Source organism: Pseudomonas xantholysinigenes (genome assembly GCF_014268885.2).
GTDB lineage: Bacteria > Pseudomonadota > Gammaproteobacteria > Pseudomonadales > Pseudomonadaceae > Aquipseudomonas > Aquipseudomonas xantholysinigenes.
Genome location: NZ_CP077095.1, coordinates 2768680 through 2784627, shown reverse-complemented (window position 1 = coordinate 2784627; position 15948 = coordinate 2768680). Strand labels below are relative to the sequence as shown.

Here is a 15948-nt window from a genome sequence, read left to right as displayed (position 1 = left end):
GATCTCCTACAGGAAAAAAGCCAAGAGGGCCGCATAGCGGCCCTCTTGGTGACATCGACACTTAGTGATAGGCATCCCCCGGCTGCACCTTGCCGCGGAACACGTGGTAGCTCCAGAAGGTGTAGGCCAGGATGATCGGGATGATGAACAGCGCGCCGATCAGCGCGAACAGCTGGCTGGTCAATGGCGCCGCCGCCTGCCACAGGGTCAGCGTCGGCGGCACGATGTTCGGCCAGATGCTGATCGCCAGCCCCAGGTAACCGAGGAACACCAGCCCCACCACCGCGATGAACGGCAGGTGCGAGTGGCGCTTGCGCAGCGCTTTCTGGATCATCACCACCGCCACCACGGCCAGCACCGCGATCAGTGCCGAGCGCAGCCCGTGGCTGGCACCGAACCAGCGTTGGGCGATGTCGTCATGCAGCCAGGCGGTCCAGGCGCAGATCACCACGATCACCGCGGCCAGCGCGTAGGTCAGTGGCCGGCTGTAGTGGCGCATGCGCGCCTCGAGCATGCCGTCGGTCTTGATCAGCAGCCAGGTGCTGCCCAGCAGTGCATAGGTCAGCAGCAGGCCGACACCGCAGAACAGCGGGAACGGCGCCAGCCAATCCCAACCGGAGCCGGCGAACTGACGGTCGACCACCGGGATACCGGAAATGTAGGTGCCGATGGCCACGCCCTGGAAGAAAGTCGCCAGCACCGAACCACCGATGAACGCCTTGTCCCACAGGTGACGCTTGTGCGCCTCGGCCTTGAAGCGGAACTCGAAGGCCACGCCGCGGAAGATCAGCCCGGCCAGCACCAGCACCAGGGGCAGGTAGAGCGCCTCGAGAATCACCGAATAGGCCAGCGGGAAGGCGCCGTAGAGCGCCGCCGCGCCGAGCACCGCCCAGGTTTCGTTACCGTCCCAGACCGGCGCCACGGTGTTCATCATCACATCGCGCTCGCGCGAGTCGCTGATCAGCGGGAAGAGAATCCCCAGGCCCAGGTCGAAACCGTCCATGATCACGTACATCATCAGGCCAAAAGCGATGATCACGCCCCAGATGACCGACAGGTCGATACCTTGAATCGTCATAGTTCAGCTCCTTCTCAGTCGGCGACGGACAGCGGGCGACGCGCGGTGGCCAGCGATTCCGGTTGTTCGGGGCTCGGCAGTTGCTCGTGGGCGACCGGGCCCTTGCGCACCAGGCGCATCATGTAGCCGATCCCCACGGTGAACACCGAGAAGTAGATGAGCACGAACAACGCCAGGGTCAGGCTCATCTGCGCGGCGCTGTGGTTGGACGCCGCGTTGGTGGTGCGCAGCATGCCGTAGACCACCCAGGGCTGGCGGCCCACTTCGGTGGTGAACCAGCCGGCCAGCAGCGCGATCAGCCCCGACGGGCCCATCAGCAGGGCGAACCAGAGGAACAGGCGGTTGCGGTACAGCGCGCCGTTGCGACGCAGCACCAGGGCCAGCAGCGCACAGGCGAGCATCAGCGTGCCCAGGCCAGCCATCACGCGGAAGCTCCAGAACACGATGGTCGAGTTGGGCCGGTCTTCCTTGGCGAAGCTCTTGAGCGCCGGGATCTGCTTGTCCAGGCTGTGGGTCAGGATCAGGCTGCCCAGGTATGGCACTTCCAGGCTGTAGCGGGTGGTTTCGGCGTCCATGTCCGGCAGGCCGAACAGCACCAGCGGCGACGCTTCGCCCGGCTTGTTCTCCCAGTGCCCTTCGATGGCGGCGATCTTCGCCGGCTGGTGCTCCAGGGTGTTCAGGCCATGGGCATCGCCCACCACCACCTGTACCGGGGTGGCGACCAGGATCATCCACATGCCCATCGACAGCATCTTGCGGATCTGCGGCGTGTTACGCCCGCGCAGCAGGTGCCAGGCGGCGGACGCCGAGACGAAGAACGCGGTGGACAGGAACGCGGCCAGGGCCATGTGCGCCAGGCGGAACGGGAACGATGGGTTGAAGACGATCTTGAACCAGTCCAGCGGCACCACCCGGCCATCGACGATCTCGATGCCCTGCGGCGTCTGCATCCAGCTGTTCGAGGAGAGAATCCAGAACATCGAGATCAGCGTGCCGATGGCCACCATCACCGTGGCGAAGAAGTGCAGCTTACGCCCGACCCGGTCCCAGCCGAACAGCATCACGCCGAGGAAACCGGCCTCGAGGAAGAACGCGGTGAGCACCTCGTAGGTGAGCAGTGGCCCGGTGACGCTGCCGGCGAAATCGGAGAAGCGCGCCCAGTTGGTGCCGAACTCGTAGGCCATGACCAGGCCCGAGACCACGCCCATGCCGAAGTTGACGGCGAAGATCTTCGACCAGAACTTGTACAGGTCCTTGTACACCGCGTTGTGGGTTTTCAGCCAGCAACCCTCGAGCACGGCCAGGAAACTGGCCAGGCCGATGGTGATGGCCGGGAAAATGATGTGGAACGAGACCGTGAAGGCAAATTGAATCCGCGCCAGGTCCAGCGCAGCCAGATTCGACATGACAATATCCTTTTGGAACGGCGGCTCCCGCGGGCATGGCTCGCCCGGGGAAGCGCAGTCGATGAATGAAGGAAGAGAAACTCAGCCAGCGACGGTATGGATCAGGCCATCGGCCTGCGCCTTGGCCAGCTTGATCGCGACGAACTTGGACGTTGGCGTGAAGGTGCGGTCGCCATAGCTCTCCAGCGGCACCAACGGGTTGGTCTCTGGGTAGTAGGCCGCGGCCTGGCCTTCGGGGATGTCGTAGGCCACCAGGGTGAAGCCGTTGACCCGCCGTTCCAGGCCGTCTTCCCACAGCGACACCAGGTCGACCTTCTCGCCGGGCTCGAAGCCCAGGCGGCGGATGTCCGCTTCGTTGGCGAACACCACTTCGCGCAGGCCGAACACCCCGCGGTAGCGGTCGTCCAGGCCATACAGGGTGGTGTTGTACTGGTCGTGGGAACGCAGGGTCTGCAGGATCAGGTCAGGCTTGTCGCCCCGCGCCAGCACGGCTTCGTTGACCAGTTGCGCCGGCAGCTCGCTGGCACTGAACTGGGCCTTGCCACTGGCGGTGTTCCACTCGCGCTCAGCGGCGGCGTTGCCCAGGTGGAAGCCACCCGGATGGTTCAGGCGCGCGTTGAAGTCGGTGAAGCCCGGGATGGTGTCGGCGATCAGGTCGCGGATGCGCCCGTAGTCGGCCACGGTCCATTCCCAGTCGATCGGCCGGTCGCCCAGGGTAGCCTTGGCCAGCCCGGCGATGATCGCAGGCTCCGAGCGCAGCAACGGCGAGCGTGGCTTCAGCTGGCCGTGGGAGATGTGCACCATGCTGAAGGTGTCCTCCACGGTGATGCCCTGCGGGCCTTCGGCCTGGATGTCGATCTCGGTACGGCCCAGGCACGGCAGGATCAGCGCGTCACGACCGGTAACCAGGTGCGAGCGGTTGAGCTTGGTCGAGATGTGCACGGTCAAGTCGCAGTTGCGCAGCGCCGCATGGGTACGTGGGGTGTCCGGGGTGGCCTGGGCGAAGTTGCCGCCCAGGGCGATGAACACCTTGGCGCGTTTTTCTTCCATGGCCTGGATCGCCAGCACGGCGTTGTGGCCGTGACCGCGCGGCGCGTCGATGGCGAAGCGCTTCTCGAGGTTGTCCAGCAGCCAGGTCGGCGGCTTCTCGTCGATGCCCATGGTGCGGTCGCCCTGCACGTTGCTGTGGCCACGCACCGGCGACAGCCCGGCGCCCGGGCGGCCGACGTTGCCGCGCAGCAATTGCAGGTTGACGATTTCCTGCACGGTCGGCACCGAATGGCGATGCTGGGTGACGCCCATGGCCCAGCACATGATCACCCGTTCGGCCTTGCGGTACATGCGCGCGGCCAGCTCGATCTCGGCCAGGCTCAGCCCGGATTGCTCGACGATATGCTCCCAGGAAGTGGCGTCGACTTCGGCCAGGTAGGCCTCCAGGCCATGGGTGTGGGCCTTGAGGAAGGCATGGTCGAACACCGCCGGCATGCCGTTGGCCTGGGCTTCGCGCTCCCACTGCAGAAGGAACTTGGCCATGCCGCGCAGCACCGCCATGTCACCGCCCAGGGCCGGACGGAAGTAGGCGGTGTTGGTCGGTTCGGAACCGTTGCTGAGCATCTCGAACGGGTGTTGCGGGTGCTGGAAGCGCTCCAGGCCACGCTCTTTGAGCGGGTTGAAGCAGACCACCTGGGCGCCCCGCTCCACCGCCTCGCGCAGCGGTTCGAGCATGCGCGGGTGGTTGGTGCCAGGGTTCTGGCCAATGACGAAGATCGCATCGGCTTCTTCCAGGTCATGGAACACCACGGTGCCCTTGCCAACGCCGAGGGTGTCGCCCATGCCCAGGCCACTGGCCTCATGGCACATGTTCGAGCAGTCGGGGAAGTTGTTGGTGCCGAAGCTGCGCACGAACAACTGGTACAGGTAGGCGGCCTCGTTGCTGGCCCGGCCCGAGGTGTAGAACTCGGCCTGATCGGGCGACTCGAGGGCGTTCAGGTGCCGGGCGACCAGGGCGAAGGCTTCGTCCCAGCTGATCTCGACATAGTGGTCGGTGCTGGCGTCATAGCGCATCGGGTGGGTCAGGCGGCCCTGGTATTCGAGCCAGTAGTCGCTCTGCTCGAGCAGGGCGCTGACGCTGTAGCGGGCGAAGAAGTCCGGATCGACCGAGCGGCCGGTGGCCTCCCAGTTCACCGCCTTGGCGCCGTTCTCGCAGAACTTGACCATGCCGTTCTCGGGCGACTCGCCCCAGGCGCAGCCGGGGCAATCGAAGCCGCTGTCCTGGTTGGTCTTGAGCATCATGCGGATGTTCTTGACCGCGTTCTCGCTGCCCAGCCAGGCCTTGGTCACGCTCTTGAGCGCGCCCCAGCCGGCGGCCGGGCCGTTGTAACTTTTGATATGTTCTTCTTCGTTCATCAGGGTCACCCTTGATCGCGACAGGCGGAATAACAAGTGCGAAGTTTGAATAACCAAAGAGCAACTTCGACACTGTTGACCGCTGCAGGCTATTTTTGCCCCGCACTATCGTCAAATCAAAAGTAATGACGGGTTGATCAGTCTGCTCTATCACTGCTGAGTGATAGAAAATGCCGATCAACTGGTCATTTATTGCAATTGGACGATGCTACCGCATCCCTCTAGGCTGCTAGCGCTCTGAACTTCCAGTGGGCCGAAACATATGCAAGTCCTGGAATCGCCATGATCGTTCATCCGCAACCCAACCTGCTCAACGTGCTGATCACGCTCAAGGGCTCGATCGCCCGCCGCGTCGTGCGTCGCACCCTGATGGTCAGCGTGCTGGCCTCCTTGATCGTGCTGGTGGAAACCCTGCACCCGGCGTTCTACTCGCGGGTCAACGCGACCCCGTTCACCCTGCTGGGGCTGTCGCTGTCGATCTTCATGAGTTTTCGCAACAACGCCTGCTATGACCGCTGGTGGGAAGGTCGCAAGGCCTGGGGCCAGGTGGTCATCGAGATCCGCTCGTTCGTGCGCGCCAGCGCTGTGATCGCCGACCCGCAGCAGCGCCGGCAACTGCTCCAGGGCCTGTGCGGCTTTGCCCACGCGCTCAATGCCCGGCTGCGCGGTGGCGACGAGTACAAGGCCGCCGCGGCCTGGGTCGCCGACGCCGCCAGCCTGCCACAACACAATCTCAGCGACGGTATCCTGCAGGCGCTCGGCGCGCGCATCTCGCGCCTGGCGCAGTATCAGCAGATCAGCGAATGGCGCTACGTGAACCTTGAGCAGCGGCTGACCGGGCTATCCCAGGCCCAGGCGGCCTGCGAGCGCATCAAGAACACGCCGCTGCCCTTCCCCTACACCTTGCTGCTGCACCGCACCATCTTCCTGTTCTGCGTGTTGCTGCCGTTTGCCATGGCCGAGCCGCTGGGCTGGCTGGCACCGCTGTTCACCGCCATCGTCAGCTACACCTTCTTTGGCCTGGACGCCATCAGCAACGAACTGGAAGACCCCTTCGGTCGCGACGAAAACGACCTGCCCCTGGACGCCATCGTGCGTACCGTCGAGCGTGATGTGCTGGCGGCGCTGGGCAGTACCGAACTGCCGCCGGCGCTGCAGCCGATCGATCACATCCTCAGCTGAACCCCTGCCGAACCTCTTGCCTGCCCCGACCAGCCCGCTGGTCGGCGGGCTGCGCCTGCGCGCGACCTGATCACCACAACGGAGCAGCAACCATGCAACGCAGCACACTGTCCGTGGCCGTGTCCCTGGCCACCCTGGCCGGCCTCGCGCCGCTCTGCGCCCATGCCGGCGGATTCATCGAAGACAGCAAGGCCAGCCTGACCCTGCGCAACTTCTACATCGACACCGACAACCGCAGCGGCAACGCGGCGCCCAGCAAGCAGAACGAATGGGGCCAGGGTTTCATGCTCAACTACAGCTCGGGCTATACCCAGGGCACGGTCGGTTTCGGCGTCGATGCCCTGGGCCTGCTGGGGGTGCGCCTGGACGGCGGCGGCAAGGCCGGCAAGGCCAACGCCGAGCGCCAGCCCGGCACGATCTTCCCGCTGCAACACGATGGCTCCGCGGTCGATGAGTTCAGCAGCCTCGGCCTGACCGCGAAGATGCGCATCGCCCGCAGCGAACTGCGCTACGGCACCCTGCAGCCCAAGTTGCCGGTGGTGGTGTCCAACGATGCCCGCCTGCTACCGCTGACCTACGAAGGGGCCCAGCTGACCTCCAACGATTTCAGCAACCTCACCCTGACCGCTGGCCAGCTCGAACACACCCGCGGGCGCAACTCCACCGACCTGCGTGCCCTGAGCATCGCCGGCGCCAACGGCAGCGGCGCGAAGAGCCGCGACAGCAACCACTTCTATTTCGCCGGGGCCGATTACAAGGCCAGCAAACAACTGTTGCTGCAGTACTACTACGGTGAACTGGATGATTTCTACCAGCAGCATTTCCTTGGCCTGGTGCACAACCTGGCGCTGGGCCCCGGCATCTTGAAGAGCGACCTGCGGGTATTCCTCAGTGACAGCGATGGCAAGAACGCCAGCCGCGCCGGACGCCAGGACAACTACCTGAGCAGCGGCTACTACGGTGGTGGGGTGACCAAGGGTGAAGTGGACAACCAGGTGTACAGCGGCATGTTCACCTACAGCCTCGGTGGCCACAGCCTCGGCGCGGGCTACCAGGTGCTGACCGGCGCCAGCGACTTCCCCTACCTGAACCGCGGCGATGGCGAAGGCACCAGCACCTATCTGATCAGCGACGCGCAGCTGCTTAAGTTCAACCGGGCCGGGGAACGCACCTGGCTGACGCGCTACACCTACGACTTCGCCGCCGCTGGCGTGCCTGGGCTGAACTTCAGCGTGCTGTACCTCAATGCCGAGGCGATTGCCACTGCCCACGCCGATCGCGGCGAATGGGAGCGCGACATTGCCTTGAGCTACGTCACCCCTTCCGGGCCGTTCAAGGGCCTGGGGCTGGCCTGGAAGAACGCCAGCCTGCGCAGCGGCCTGCCGAGCAGCGCTACGCCGGGGTATGCCAGCCAGCGTGATCAGGACGAAAACCGCCTGATCGTCAGCTACACCCTGCCGCTGCTGTAGCGCCAGGGGCTTCGACCGCCGCGCGATGGCGCGGCGGTCGAAGGCGTTTCAACGGGTGCCGAACAGGCCGGCAAAGGCGATGAAGTCCAGCACGTCGCCGGGCTCGAAGGTTTCTCCTGCCGGGACCTCGAGCAAGCCATCGGCAATCACCGCGCTGAGCAAGGTGGCCGAGCTCTGGTTCTCCAGCAGGCGCGCCCGCCCACCCTCGAGCCGCACCCGCAGGTATTCCTGGCGCTTGCCCGCCTTCGGCCAGGCGAAACCGGCCACCACCGGCAGGCGCATGGGCGCCACCAGGGCGACGCCCATGCGCGCCAGCAAGTAGGGTCGCGCCAGCAACAGGAAGGTGACCAGCGCCGAGCCTGGATTGCCCGGCAGGCCAAGAAACGGCACATGGTCGATTTGCCCAAAGGTAAAGGGCTTGCCGGGCTTGATCGCGAGCTTCCACAAGCGTACCTCGCCAGACTCGCGCAGTAAGGCGCCGATGCAGTCGGCATCCCCCACCGAGACCCCGGCACTGCTGACGATCAAGTCGGCGTCCACGGCTTGCGCCAGTGCCGCGCGAATGCGCGGCGGGTCGTCCGGCAGGCACCCCAGGTCGAGCACCTCGCACCCCAGGCGCGTGAGCAGCGCGGTCAATACCGCCCGGTTACTGTCGTGGATCTGCCCTGGCGCCAGGGGCGCGCCTGCGGCGGCCAGTTCGTCACCACTGGACAGCAAGGCTACGCGCGGCCGACGACGCACGGCCACCTGGGTGATCCCCTGGGAGGCCAGCACGCCCAGAGCGACCGGATCCAGCAGCGTGCCGGCCGCCAGCAACGTGGCTCCAGCGCGGATCTCGTTGCCCTGGGGACGTATGTTGTCGCCACGGCGCAGGGGCGTCAGCGAACGCACCCGCCCCTGCTCGTCCACCTCGCAGTTTTCCTGCAACTGCACGCAATCGGCGCCGGCGGGTAGCGGCGCCCCGGTGAACACGCGGGCACAGCTGCCCGGGCGCAGCGGCGCCGGTGCCTGCCCGGCGAACACGGTCTGCGTCACCGGCAGCGGGCCTGCCGCCAGGTCGTCGAGGCGCATGGCATAGCCATCCATGGCACTGTTGGCCCAGGGCGGCAGGTCGATTGCGGCCTGTAGCGCTTCAGCCAGCACGCGGCCATCGGCCTGTGCCAGCGGCAGTTGCTCCACGCCGGTGAACGGCGTCGCCCTGGCCAGCGCCAGCAGCTGTGCCAGGGCGTCGTCGACCGCCATCAGGCCACTCATGGTCGTGGTCCGCAGAGCGGCGCGGCCTTCAGGTGCGGGACGAAGTTGCAAGGCCGGTGGCGAGCGTCCAGTTGCTCGACCAGGATACCTTCCCAGGCGGTCCGGCAAGCACCGGTGGAGCCCGGCAGGCAGCACACCAGGGTGCCGTTGGCGAGCCCGGCCAACGCCCGGCTCTGCACGGTCGAGGTGCCGATGTCGAGGATGGACAGGGCGCGGAACAGTTCGCCGAAGCCGTCGATCTGCTTGTCCAGCAGGCAACTGACCGCCTCTGGCGTGCTGTCGCGCCCGGTGAAGCCGGTGCCGCCGGTGATCAACACCACCTGCACCTGCTCGTCAGCGATCCAGTTCGCCACCTGCGCGCGGATCTTGTACAGGTCGTCCTTGAGCAGCGCCCGGGCGACCAGGCGGTGGCCCATGTCCACCGCGCGTGTCGCCAGCAGCTCACCGGAGGTATCGGTTTCGTAGGTGCGGGTGTCGCTGACCGTCAGCACGGCGACATTCAGCGGGACAAATACGGCATCGGCTTTGACACTCATGTTCTGGACACTCTGCAAGTTGAAATAACACCAACCTGCAAACTAGAGCGATGAAGTAAGGCGTGTCCAATCGATAATCCACAACGTGTCATAAGCACGCTCTATGAAACTTCATCATCAGCACGCTCTATCAGCTCTTCGTTATTTCCCATTGGACGCCATTTACTCTTCACTTTACTTTTCGCTGCCTTGCAACATGGCATTCGTGCCCTGTTCCCGATCGCCACTTACCGGCAAGGCGCACCATGGATATCAAACAACTCAAGTTCCTGATCGCGCTGGACCAGACCCGTCACTTCGGGCAGGCCGCCGCGTTGTGTCATATCACCCAGCCAACCCTCTCCATGCGCTTGCGCAACCTGGAGGAAGAGCTGGGCCTGGTGCTGGTCACCCGTGGCCAGCGCTTCGAAGGATTCACCGAGGCCGGCGAACGCATCCTGGCCTGGACCCGTACCTTGCTGGCGGCCTACGACGGCTTGCAGGCCGAGGCCGTCAACTGCCGTGGGCGCCTGGTCGGCAGCCTGCGCATCGGCATGGTGCCGTTGTCGAGCTTCAACCTGATGGGCCTGCTCAAGCCGCTGATCGCGTGCTACCCGCAATTGCAGGTGCAATTGACCTCGCTGAGTTCGGAGCAAGTCACCGATGGCCTGAGCCGTAACCAGTTGGACCTGGGCATCTGCTACCTGGACCGGATCAACCGCAGCTATTTCGACATCATCGAGTTGGGCGCCACGCGCATGGGCCTGCTCTACGATACCCGGCACTTTCACTTCGCCACCCCGAGCCTGGGCTGGGAGGCGCTGGAGCCGCTGCCGTTAGGGTTGTTGTCGCAAGGCATGCACTACCGCCAGTCGATCGACCTGAGCTTTCGCAGTCGCGGCCTGCATCCGCGCTCCCTGCTCGAGAGCGACTCGACCTACCAACTGGTCCAGGGGGTCAGTGCCGGCCTGTGCTGCGCGATCATGCCCCTGGACCATGGCCTGGAGGGTCTGAGCGAGCACATCCGGATCCTGCCGATCAGCAGCGCCGCGATCCATGCGCCAGTCGGCCTGTTGCTGCGGCGCAGCGAGCCGCGCTCGGCCCTGGCCGAGCAATGCTTCGCCGAAGCCCGCGCCCTGCTGAGCGCGGACACCGTCCCTAGCCGTCTCCTGGAGGTCCCATGAACGACACCCCTGCCCTGCCCGGTCCGCTGACCCACCTGGACAATCGCGGCCACGCGCACATGGTCGATGTCACCGACAAGGCCGACACCCGACGCGAGGCCATCGCCGAGGCCTGGGTGCGGATGAAGCCCGAGACCCTGGCGCTGATCAGTGCCGGTGGACACCCCAAGGGCGATGTCTTCGCGGTGTCGCGCATCGCCGGGATCATGGCCGCCAAGCGCACTCACGAGCTGATCCCGCTGTGCCACCCGCTGCTGTTGACGGCGGTGACGGTCGAGCTCAAGGCGGTGCCGCCGGACTCGGTGCGCATCATCGCCAGCTGTACCCTCAAGGGCGCCACGGGTGTGGAGATGGAGGCCCTGACCGCCGCCAGCGTGGCGGCACTGACCCTGTACGACATGTGCAAGGCTGCCGACCGCAGCTTGCAGATCGACTGGCTGCGTCTGTTGCGCAAGTCCGGTGGGCGTTCGGGGTTGTACCAGCTGGAGGATGCCTGATGATCCAGGTGAACTACTTTGCCCGCTACCGCGAGCTGTTGGGCAGTGACGGCGAGGCGCTGGCGTGGACGCCGGCCCTGCGTACCCTGCGCGAGCTGCGCCAGTTGCTGGTCGAGCGCGGCGAGCCCTGGGCCCAGGTCCTGGGCCAGGCCAACCTGATGTGCGCGCGTAACCAGGCATTGTGCAACCTGGACGAGCCATTGGCCGACGGCGACGATATTGCGTTCTTTCCACCGGTCACCGGCGGTTAGCGCACACCGTTGAGCGCGCCCTGTCGCAGGCTGTCGACACTGTTGCCCAAAGCGTCCCGGGCTTGGCGATCGGCGCCGCGGGCGGTCAGCGCCTGGAGTAGCTCGTCACGTTTGAACAGCGCCGCGTACATTGCCGCAGTCTGGCCATTGGCATTGCGCTGGTCAGGGTTGCACGGGGCATCGAGCAGGCGCCGGGCGATGCCCAGTTCGCCCTTGAAGATCGCCCCCATCAGCGCCGTGTTGCCGCGCAGGTCCTGGGCGCAAGGGTTGGCGCCGGCGGCCAGCAGTTGTTCCACCGCCTGGACCTGGCCGTGGTAGGCGGCGAGGATCAGGCCGGTGTAGCCCTTGGTGTCCTGGGTGTCGAGGTCGTAACCGGCCTGGATGAATTGCCCGAGCACCGCCTGGTCGCCCTGGCGTGCCGCTTCGAAATAGTAGTCGCGCAGGCGTTGTTCGACTTGGCCTGCGTCCTCGGCGTGAACCGTGGCAGCCAGCAGGCCAAGCAACGCCGCGAGTATGCATCGGTACATGGCAGCCTCCTGGGCAGGAGCCAGCCTTGCTGGCTCCTGCATGACAAGGTCAGTCCTGCAGCTGCGCCGCCAGTTGCTGGACGCGCTTCAGATCGGCCTTGGCCACCTTGGCCAGGCCTGTGCCGTAGTCACTGTCGGCCTTGTAGAAGAACGACAGCATGATGTAGCGGCTCTGCTCGTCAGTGATCGCCAGCGCCCCGCCGAGGCTGTTGATCAGGTCGGCCTGCTCCTTCTTGCTGTACGAGCGGAACAGCTCGCCGGTCTGCTTGAAGTTCTGCTCGCGCTGGATCTTCGCCTGCTGGGTGGTGCCGCTCAACGGCGTTTGCGAATAGCGCGCGCTGGCCTGTTCGTCACGCGGTTGCAGACGGCTCGGCTGGTAGTTGACGCCGCTGCTGGTGTGGCCGTTGTTCGCCGCGCCGTCCTGGTTGACGGTGTTCACCTCGTTGCGTGGACGGTTGACTGGCAGGCCCAGGCCATTGGCGCCGACCCGGTACATTTGGGTGTCGGCATAGGCGAACAGCCGGCCCTGGAGCAGACGGTCCTCGGAAGGCTCGATGCCCGGCACCAGGTTCGATGGCGCCATGGCCACCTGCTCGGTTTCCTGGAAGAAGTTGTCGACGTTGCGGTCCAGGACCATCTGGCCGATCTTGCGCTCCGGCACATTGGGCCAGATCTTGGTGGCGTCCAGCGGATCGAAGTCGAAGCTGGCCAGCTGTTCAGGCTTGAGCACCTGGATGTACAGGTCCCATTTCGGGAAGTTGCCCTTGTTGATCGCCGTGACCAGATCGTGGGTCATGTGGCTGTAGTCGCGGCCCTGGACCTGCTCGACCTGTTTCGGGTCGAGGTTCTTCTGCCCTTGCAGGCTCTTCCAGTGGAACTTCACGTAGTGCACTTCGCCCTTGGCGTTGACCAGCTTGTAGGCGTGCACGCTGTTGCCGTCCATCTCGCGGTAGCTGGCCGGGGTCCCTTCGTTGGAATACAGCAAGGTCAGGGTGCGGGTGGCTTCCGGTACATGGGAGAAGAAGTCGAAGCGGCGCGCGTCGTCGTCCAGGTTGGTGCGCGGGTCGGGCTTGAAGGCGTGGACCATGTCCGGGAACTTGATGGCATCGCGAATGAAGAAGGTCGGGAAGTTATTGCCGACCAGGTCCCAGTTGCCATCGGCGGTATAGAACTTGGTGGCGAAGCCGCGCGGGTCACGCAGGGTTTCCGGCGAGTGGGTGCCGTGCACCACGGCCGAGAAGCGCACGAACACCGGGGTTTTCTCGCCTGGGCGGAACACCTTGGCCATGCTCAGTTCGCTGATGTCGGCGCTGGCGGTGAACTGGCCATGGGCGCCAGTACCACGGGCGTGCACCACGCGCTCGGGAATGCGCTCACGGTCGAAACGCTGCAGCTTTTGCAGCAGCTGCACATCCTGCAGCAGGACCGAACCGTTGGGGCCGGCGGTCTGCGAGTTCTGGTTGTCGCCCACCGGCGCGCCGTTGTCGCGGGTCAGCGTGGCGGCCTGCACCGACAGCGACAGCAGGCTGGCGGCCAGGGCGCTGGCCACCAGCAGGCGACCGGGCTGGAACAGTTTGAACGGGATCATGATGTACTCCTAAAGGCTCTATACAGGCGTCTTGATGCGCCTGGAAAAGGGTAAGGAGCCCACGCCCGATCGCTAAATTGATCCTGCCCATCAGTGCTATTGGTAATTTTAATCCTGCTGCTTATATGCAGATGCTATAGACTCGCGCCCTCATTGAAGGGAGTCGAAACGATGATCGTGGTGGTCGAGGGGATCAGCGCCAGTGGCAAGACCACCTGGTGCGCCGAGCAGGGCGGCGCGCATGTGGTCGCCGAGCACGGGCGCTTCGCCGATACGCCGGATCGCGGGCGCGAGCCTCATGACGCCGCCGCGTTCTGGGCCGAGCGCAACGTCGATCGCTGGCAGGCGGCATTGCAACTGCAAGCTCGCAGTGGCTGGGCGGTCTGTGACAGCGATCCGCTGAAACTTCACTACGTCTGGAGTCTGTGGCGGATCGGCGAGGCCAGCGAGCAGGACTGGCGCCTGGAGCTGGACGCCACGCGCGCCACCGTTGCCCAGGGCCGCATCGGCTTTGCCGACTACTACCTGGTCGCGCGCATAGACCCGCAACTGGCGCGCCAACGCGCCAGGGCGGATCTCACCCGCCGGCGTTCGAATTTCGAGCTGCATGTGCGCCTACAGCCGGCGCTGCTGGACTGGTACGCGGCCCTGGAGTCAGCGCTGCCCGGGCGGGTACGCTTCGACCTGCCCGCCGCGCTGCCTGCGCTGGAGCGCCAGGACAGTCCCTGCGCCCTGGCGGCGTTCGAGCGGATGATCGCCGCGCTGCCGCGTGCCTAGAACTCCACCTTGCCCCGCCCCGCCTTGATTGTGCCGCGCCTGCTCTTGGACTCCAGGCGCCGGGTCTTCGAGCCCAGGGTCGGCTTGGTCGGCCGGCGTTTCTTTTCGACTTTGATGGCGCTCTGGATCAATTCGGCCAGGCGCAGCAAAGCATCGGCGCGGTTCTGCTCCTGGGTACGGTACTGCTGGGCCTTGAGGACCAGCACCCCCTCGGCGGTAATGCGGCTGTCGCGCAAGGCCAGCAGCCGTTCCTTGTAGAACGCCGGCAGCGACGAGGCGCGAATGTCAAAGCGCAGGTGCACGGCGCTGGAAACCTTGTTGACGTTCTGCCCTCCGGCGCCCTGGGCGCGGATGTAGGTCAGCTCGATTTCAGCATCCGGCAGATGCACGGTGTTGGAGAGGGTCAGCATGCTCAAGCCCTGGTGAAAACGCGGCCATTATCACACCTTCTGGCCGCGCCGGGGCGTTATTGCCGTGCCATGCGCCGGCGATACTGCCGTGTCCGCGCGGCATCGGCCCATTGCTGGCGCAGCAGCGCCCACCACGGCGCCACCTGTGGGTCGGGCGCCTTGGCCTCGCTCAACTGGCGCAACTGGAACTTGACCATGGCCATGTTGCCCAGCGATGCCAGGGCCTTGTTCTTCCAGGTGATCGCTCGCAGTTGTGGTACCGCGTCCCTGCCCGCCTGCCAGTCACGCGGCAAGGCTGGGTCGATGGCCAGGGCAGTACCGATACCGACCATCTCCACGCCGCTGTGCAGCACCTGCTCGGCAATCGGTCGACGGCGAATACCGCCGGTGAGCATCACTGGCATGTTCGCCACGGCGCGGATATCGCGGGCGAACTCGAGGAAATACGCCTCGCGTGCCAGTGTCCGGCCATCCCGGGCCTGGCCTTGCATCGCCGGTGCCTCGTAGCTGCCCCCCGACAGCTCCACCAGGTCGACCGGCAGCGCGTTGAGCAAGCCCACCACCTGCTTGGCGTCGTCGGCGCTGAAGCCGCCGCGCTGGAAGTCCGCCGAATTGAGCTTGACCGCCACGGCAAACTCCGCCGACACCACCGCACGCACGGCCTTGACGATGTCCAGCAGCAGGCGCGCGCGGTTCTCCAGCGAGCCACCCCATTGGTCGGTGCGCTGGTTGCTCAGCGGCGACAGGAACTGACTGAGCAGATAACCATGCGCCGCATGGATTTCAACCCCGGTGAAACCTGCCTGCTCCGCCAGCCGCGCGGTATTGGCGAAGCGGCGGACCACCTCGGCGATCACCTCGGGCGTCATCGCCTGGGGCGTGGCGAAATGCCTGGACATCGTGCCCAGCTCCAGCGCCACGGCCGATGGCGCCCAGGTCACCTGTCCCAGGTTGGCGCGCATCTGCCGGCCGGGGTGGTTGATCTGCAACCAGAACTGCGCCCCGTTGGCACGCCCGGTCGCGGCCCACTGGCGAAAGCGCGCCAGGTGCCGGTCATCCTCCAGCACCACGCCGCCGGGGCCGGTCATGGCGCGGTTGTCGACCATGACATTGCCACTGATGATCAGCCCGGCGCCGCCTTCGGCCCAAGCCTGGTACAGGCGCATCAGCTGCGCCGAGGGCGCATGCTCGGCATCGGCCATGTTTTCTTCCATGGCGGCCTTGGCGATGCGGTTGGGAATGACCGAGCCATTGGGCAGAGTCAGGGGGGAGAACAGGTCCATCGGCGGTACCTCAGCGAGTTGGTAGCGCCGACGTTAGCTTTAAAGTCAACTTTAAGGTCAAGCCCTGAACTACATCCGGTTTGGCCATTGACTCTCAAGTTGGGTTCAACGTTAGGGTGAA

15 protein-coding genes are annotated in these 15948 nt (G+C 65.4%); 6 read left to right on the top strand and 9 right to left on the bottom strand.

Annotated features, from left to right (window positions below; all coding sequences use genetic code 11):
• Positions 1–61: 61 nt before the first annotated feature.
• The 3 genes from cydB to HU772_RS12475 all read right to left on the bottom strand — a co-directional run bounded on the left by cydB (position 62) and on the right by HU772_RS12475 (position 4890).
• A complete protein-coding gene (gene cydB, locus HU772_RS12485; RefSeq protein ID WP_186661431.1) occupies positions 62–1078 on the bottom strand; it encodes a cytochrome d ubiquinol oxidase subunit II in 1017 nt (338 codons plus the stop codon).
• Positions 1079–1092: 14 nt separating this feature from the next.
• Positions 1093–2484 (bottom strand): cytochrome ubiquinol oxidase subunit I, encoded by a 1392-nt coding sequence (locus HU772_RS12480; protein ID WP_186661432.1) that lies wholly within the window; start codon positions 2482–2484, stop codon positions 1093–1095.
• A gap of 81 nt (positions 2485–2565) precedes the next feature.
• Positions 2566–4890, bottom strand: a complete 2325-nt coding sequence (locus HU772_RS12475; RefSeq protein ID WP_186661433.1) for an FdhF/YdeP family oxidoreductase — start codon at positions 4888–4890, stop codon at positions 2566–2568.
• 282 nt (positions 4891–5172) lie between these two features.
• Here HU772_RS12475 and HU772_RS12470 point away from each other — a divergent pair, with 282 nt between their 5' ends.
• On the top strand, positions 5173–6072 hold the full coding sequence (locus tag HU772_RS12470; protein WP_186661434.1) for a bestrophin family protein: 900 nt from the start codon (positions 5173–5175) through the stop codon (positions 6070–6072).
• A gap of 92 nt (positions 6073–6164) precedes the next feature.
• A complete protein-coding gene (locus HU772_RS12465; RefSeq protein WP_186661435.1) occupies positions 6165–7541 on the top strand; it encodes an OprD family porin in 1377 nt (458 codons plus the stop codon).
• Positions 7542–7589: 48 nt separating this feature from the next.
• Here the strand turns inward: HU772_RS12465 and HU772_RS12460 are convergent, their stop codons facing one another.
• Complete coding sequence (locus HU772_RS12460; RefSeq protein WP_225923137.1) at positions 7590–8795, bottom strand: molybdopterin molybdotransferase MoeA; 1206 nt, start codon at positions 8793–8795, stop codon at positions 7590–7592.
• Positions 8792–9331: a molybdenum cofactor biosynthesis protein B gene (gene moaB, locus HU772_RS12455; protein ID WP_186661436.1), complete on the bottom strand. Its 540-nt coding sequence runs from the start codon at positions 9329–9331 to the stop codon at positions 8792–8794. Before moaB ends, HU772_RS12460 begins: the two co-directional genes overlap by 4 nt.
• A 245-nt stretch (positions 9332–9576) precedes the next feature.
• On the opposite strand from moaB, the gene HU772_RS12450 reads away from it, so the two are divergent.
• Genes HU772_RS12450 through HU772_RS12440 form a run of 3 tightly spaced genes read left to right on the top strand, consistent with a single transcriptional unit; the run spans position 9577 to position 11242 of the window.
• Positions 9577–10494, top strand: coding sequence for a LysR family transcriptional regulator (locus tag HU772_RS12450; RefSeq protein ID WP_186661437.1), 918 nt, complete (start codon positions 9577–9579; stop codon positions 10492–10494).
• Positions 10491–10991: a cyclic pyranopterin monophosphate synthase MoaC gene (gene moaC / locus HU772_RS12445; protein WP_186661438.1), complete on the top strand. Its 501-nt coding sequence runs from the start codon at positions 10491–10493 to the stop codon at positions 10989–10991. The genes HU772_RS12450 and moaC overlap by 4 nt, the downstream gene beginning before the upstream one ends.
• The gene (locus HU772_RS12440; protein WP_186661440.1) at positions 10991–11242 is read left to right on the top strand and encodes a MoaD/ThiS family protein; all 252 of its coding nucleotides are present in this window, start codon (positions 10991–10993) and stop codon (positions 11240–11242) included. The genes moaC and HU772_RS12440 overlap by 1 nt, the downstream gene beginning before the upstream one ends.
• On the opposite strand, the gene HU772_RS12435 is transcribed toward HU772_RS12440, so the two are convergent.
• On the bottom strand, positions 11239–11769 hold the full coding sequence (locus HU772_RS12435) for an ankyrin repeat domain-containing protein (RefSeq protein WP_186661441.1): 531 nt from the start codon (positions 11767–11769) through the stop codon (positions 11239–11241). The two genes, HU772_RS12440 and HU772_RS12435, sit on opposite strands and share 4 nt — an antisense overlap.
• A gap of 49 nt (positions 11770–11818) precedes the next feature.
• Positions 11819–13357 carry a catalase KatB gene (gene katB / locus HU772_RS12430; RefSeq protein ID WP_186661443.1) on the bottom strand — a complete coding sequence of 513 codons (1539 nt, stop codon included), beginning with the start codon at positions 13355–13357 and terminating at the stop codon, positions 11819–11821.
• A gap of 171 nt (positions 13358–13528) precedes the next feature.
• Here katB and HU772_RS12425 point away from each other — a divergent pair, with 171 nt between their 5' ends.
• Positions 13529–14134 (top strand): hypothetical protein, encoded by a 606-nt coding sequence (locus tag HU772_RS12425; protein ID WP_186661445.1) that lies wholly within the window; start codon positions 13529–13531, stop codon positions 14132–14134.
• Here HU772_RS12425 and arfB read toward each other — a convergent pair.
• Both arfB and HU772_RS12415 read right to left on the bottom strand, forming a co-directional pair.
• A complete protein-coding gene (gene arfB / locus HU772_RS12420) occupies positions 14131–14544 on the bottom strand; it encodes an alternative ribosome rescue aminoacyl-tRNA hydrolase ArfB (RefSeq protein ID WP_186661447.1) in 414 nt (137 codons plus the stop codon). The two genes, HU772_RS12425 and arfB, sit on opposite strands and share 4 nt — an antisense overlap.
• 56 nt (positions 14545–14600) lie before the next feature.
• Positions 14601–15827 (bottom strand): NADH:flavin oxidoreductase/NADH oxidase family protein, encoded by a 1227-nt coding sequence (locus tag HU772_RS12415; protein ID WP_186661449.1) that lies wholly within the window; start codon positions 15825–15827, stop codon positions 14601–14603.
• Positions 15828–15948 lie beyond the last annotated feature (121 nt).

Excerpts from the sequence above, each read along its gene's own strand:
- HU772_RS12480 (WP_186661432.1), bottom strand. The coding sequence starts at position 2,484 with ATGTCGAATCTGGCTGCGCTGGACCTGGCGCGGATTCAATTTGCCTTC.
- HU772_RS12470 (WP_186661434.1), top strand. The coding sequence starts at position 5,173 with ATGATCGTTCATCCGCAACCCAACCTGCTCAACGTGCTGATCACGCTC.
- moaC (WP_186661438.1), top strand. The coding sequence starts at position 10,491 with ATGAACGACACCCCTGCCCTGCCCGGTCCGCTGACCCACCTGGACAAT.
- HU772_RS12425 (WP_186661445.1), top strand. The coding sequence starts at position 13,529 with ATGATCGTGGTGGTCGAGGGGATCAGCGCCAGTGGCAAGACCACCTGG.
- moaB (WP_186661436.1), bottom strand. The coding sequence starts at position 9,331 with ATGAGTGTCAAAGCCGATGCCGTATTTGTCCCGCTGAATGTCGCCGTG.
- arfB (WP_186661447.1), bottom strand. The coding sequence starts at position 14,544 with ATGCTGACCCTCTCCAACACCGTGCATCTGCCGGATGCTGAAATCGAG.
- HU772_RS12415 (WP_186661449.1), bottom strand. The coding sequence starts at position 15,827 with ATGGACCTGTTCTCCCCCCTGACTCTGCCCAATGGCTCGGTCATTCCC.
- HU772_RS12475 (WP_186661433.1), bottom strand. The coding sequence starts at position 4,890 with ATGAACGAAGAAGAACATATCAAAAGTTACAACGGCCCGGCCGCCGGC.
- HU772_RS12465 (WP_186661435.1), top strand. The coding sequence starts at position 6,165 with ATGCAACGCAGCACACTGTCCGTGGCCGTGTCCCTGGCCACCCTGGCC.
- HU772_RS12435 (WP_186661441.1), bottom strand. The coding sequence starts at position 11,769 with ATGTACCGATGCATACTCGCGGCGTTGCTTGGCCTGCTGGCTGCCACG.
- katB (WP_186661443.1), bottom strand. The coding sequence starts at position 13,357 with ATGATCCCGTTCAAACTGTTCCAGCCCGGTCGCCTGCTGGTGGCCAGC.
- HU772_RS12460 (WP_225923137.1), bottom strand. The coding sequence starts at position 8,795 with ATGAGTGGCCTGATGGCGGTCGACGACGCCCTGGCACAGCTGCTGGCG.
- HU772_RS12450 (WP_186661437.1), top strand. The coding sequence starts at position 9,577 with ATGGATATCAAACAACTCAAGTTCCTGATCGCGCTGGACCAGACCCGT.
- cydB (WP_186661431.1), bottom strand. The coding sequence starts at position 1,078 with ATGACGATTCAAGGTATCGACCTGTCGGTCATCTGGGGCGTGATCATC.
- HU772_RS12440 (WP_186661440.1), top strand. The coding sequence starts at position 10,991 with ATGATCCAGGTGAACTACTTTGCCCGCTACCGCGAGCTGTTGGGCAGT.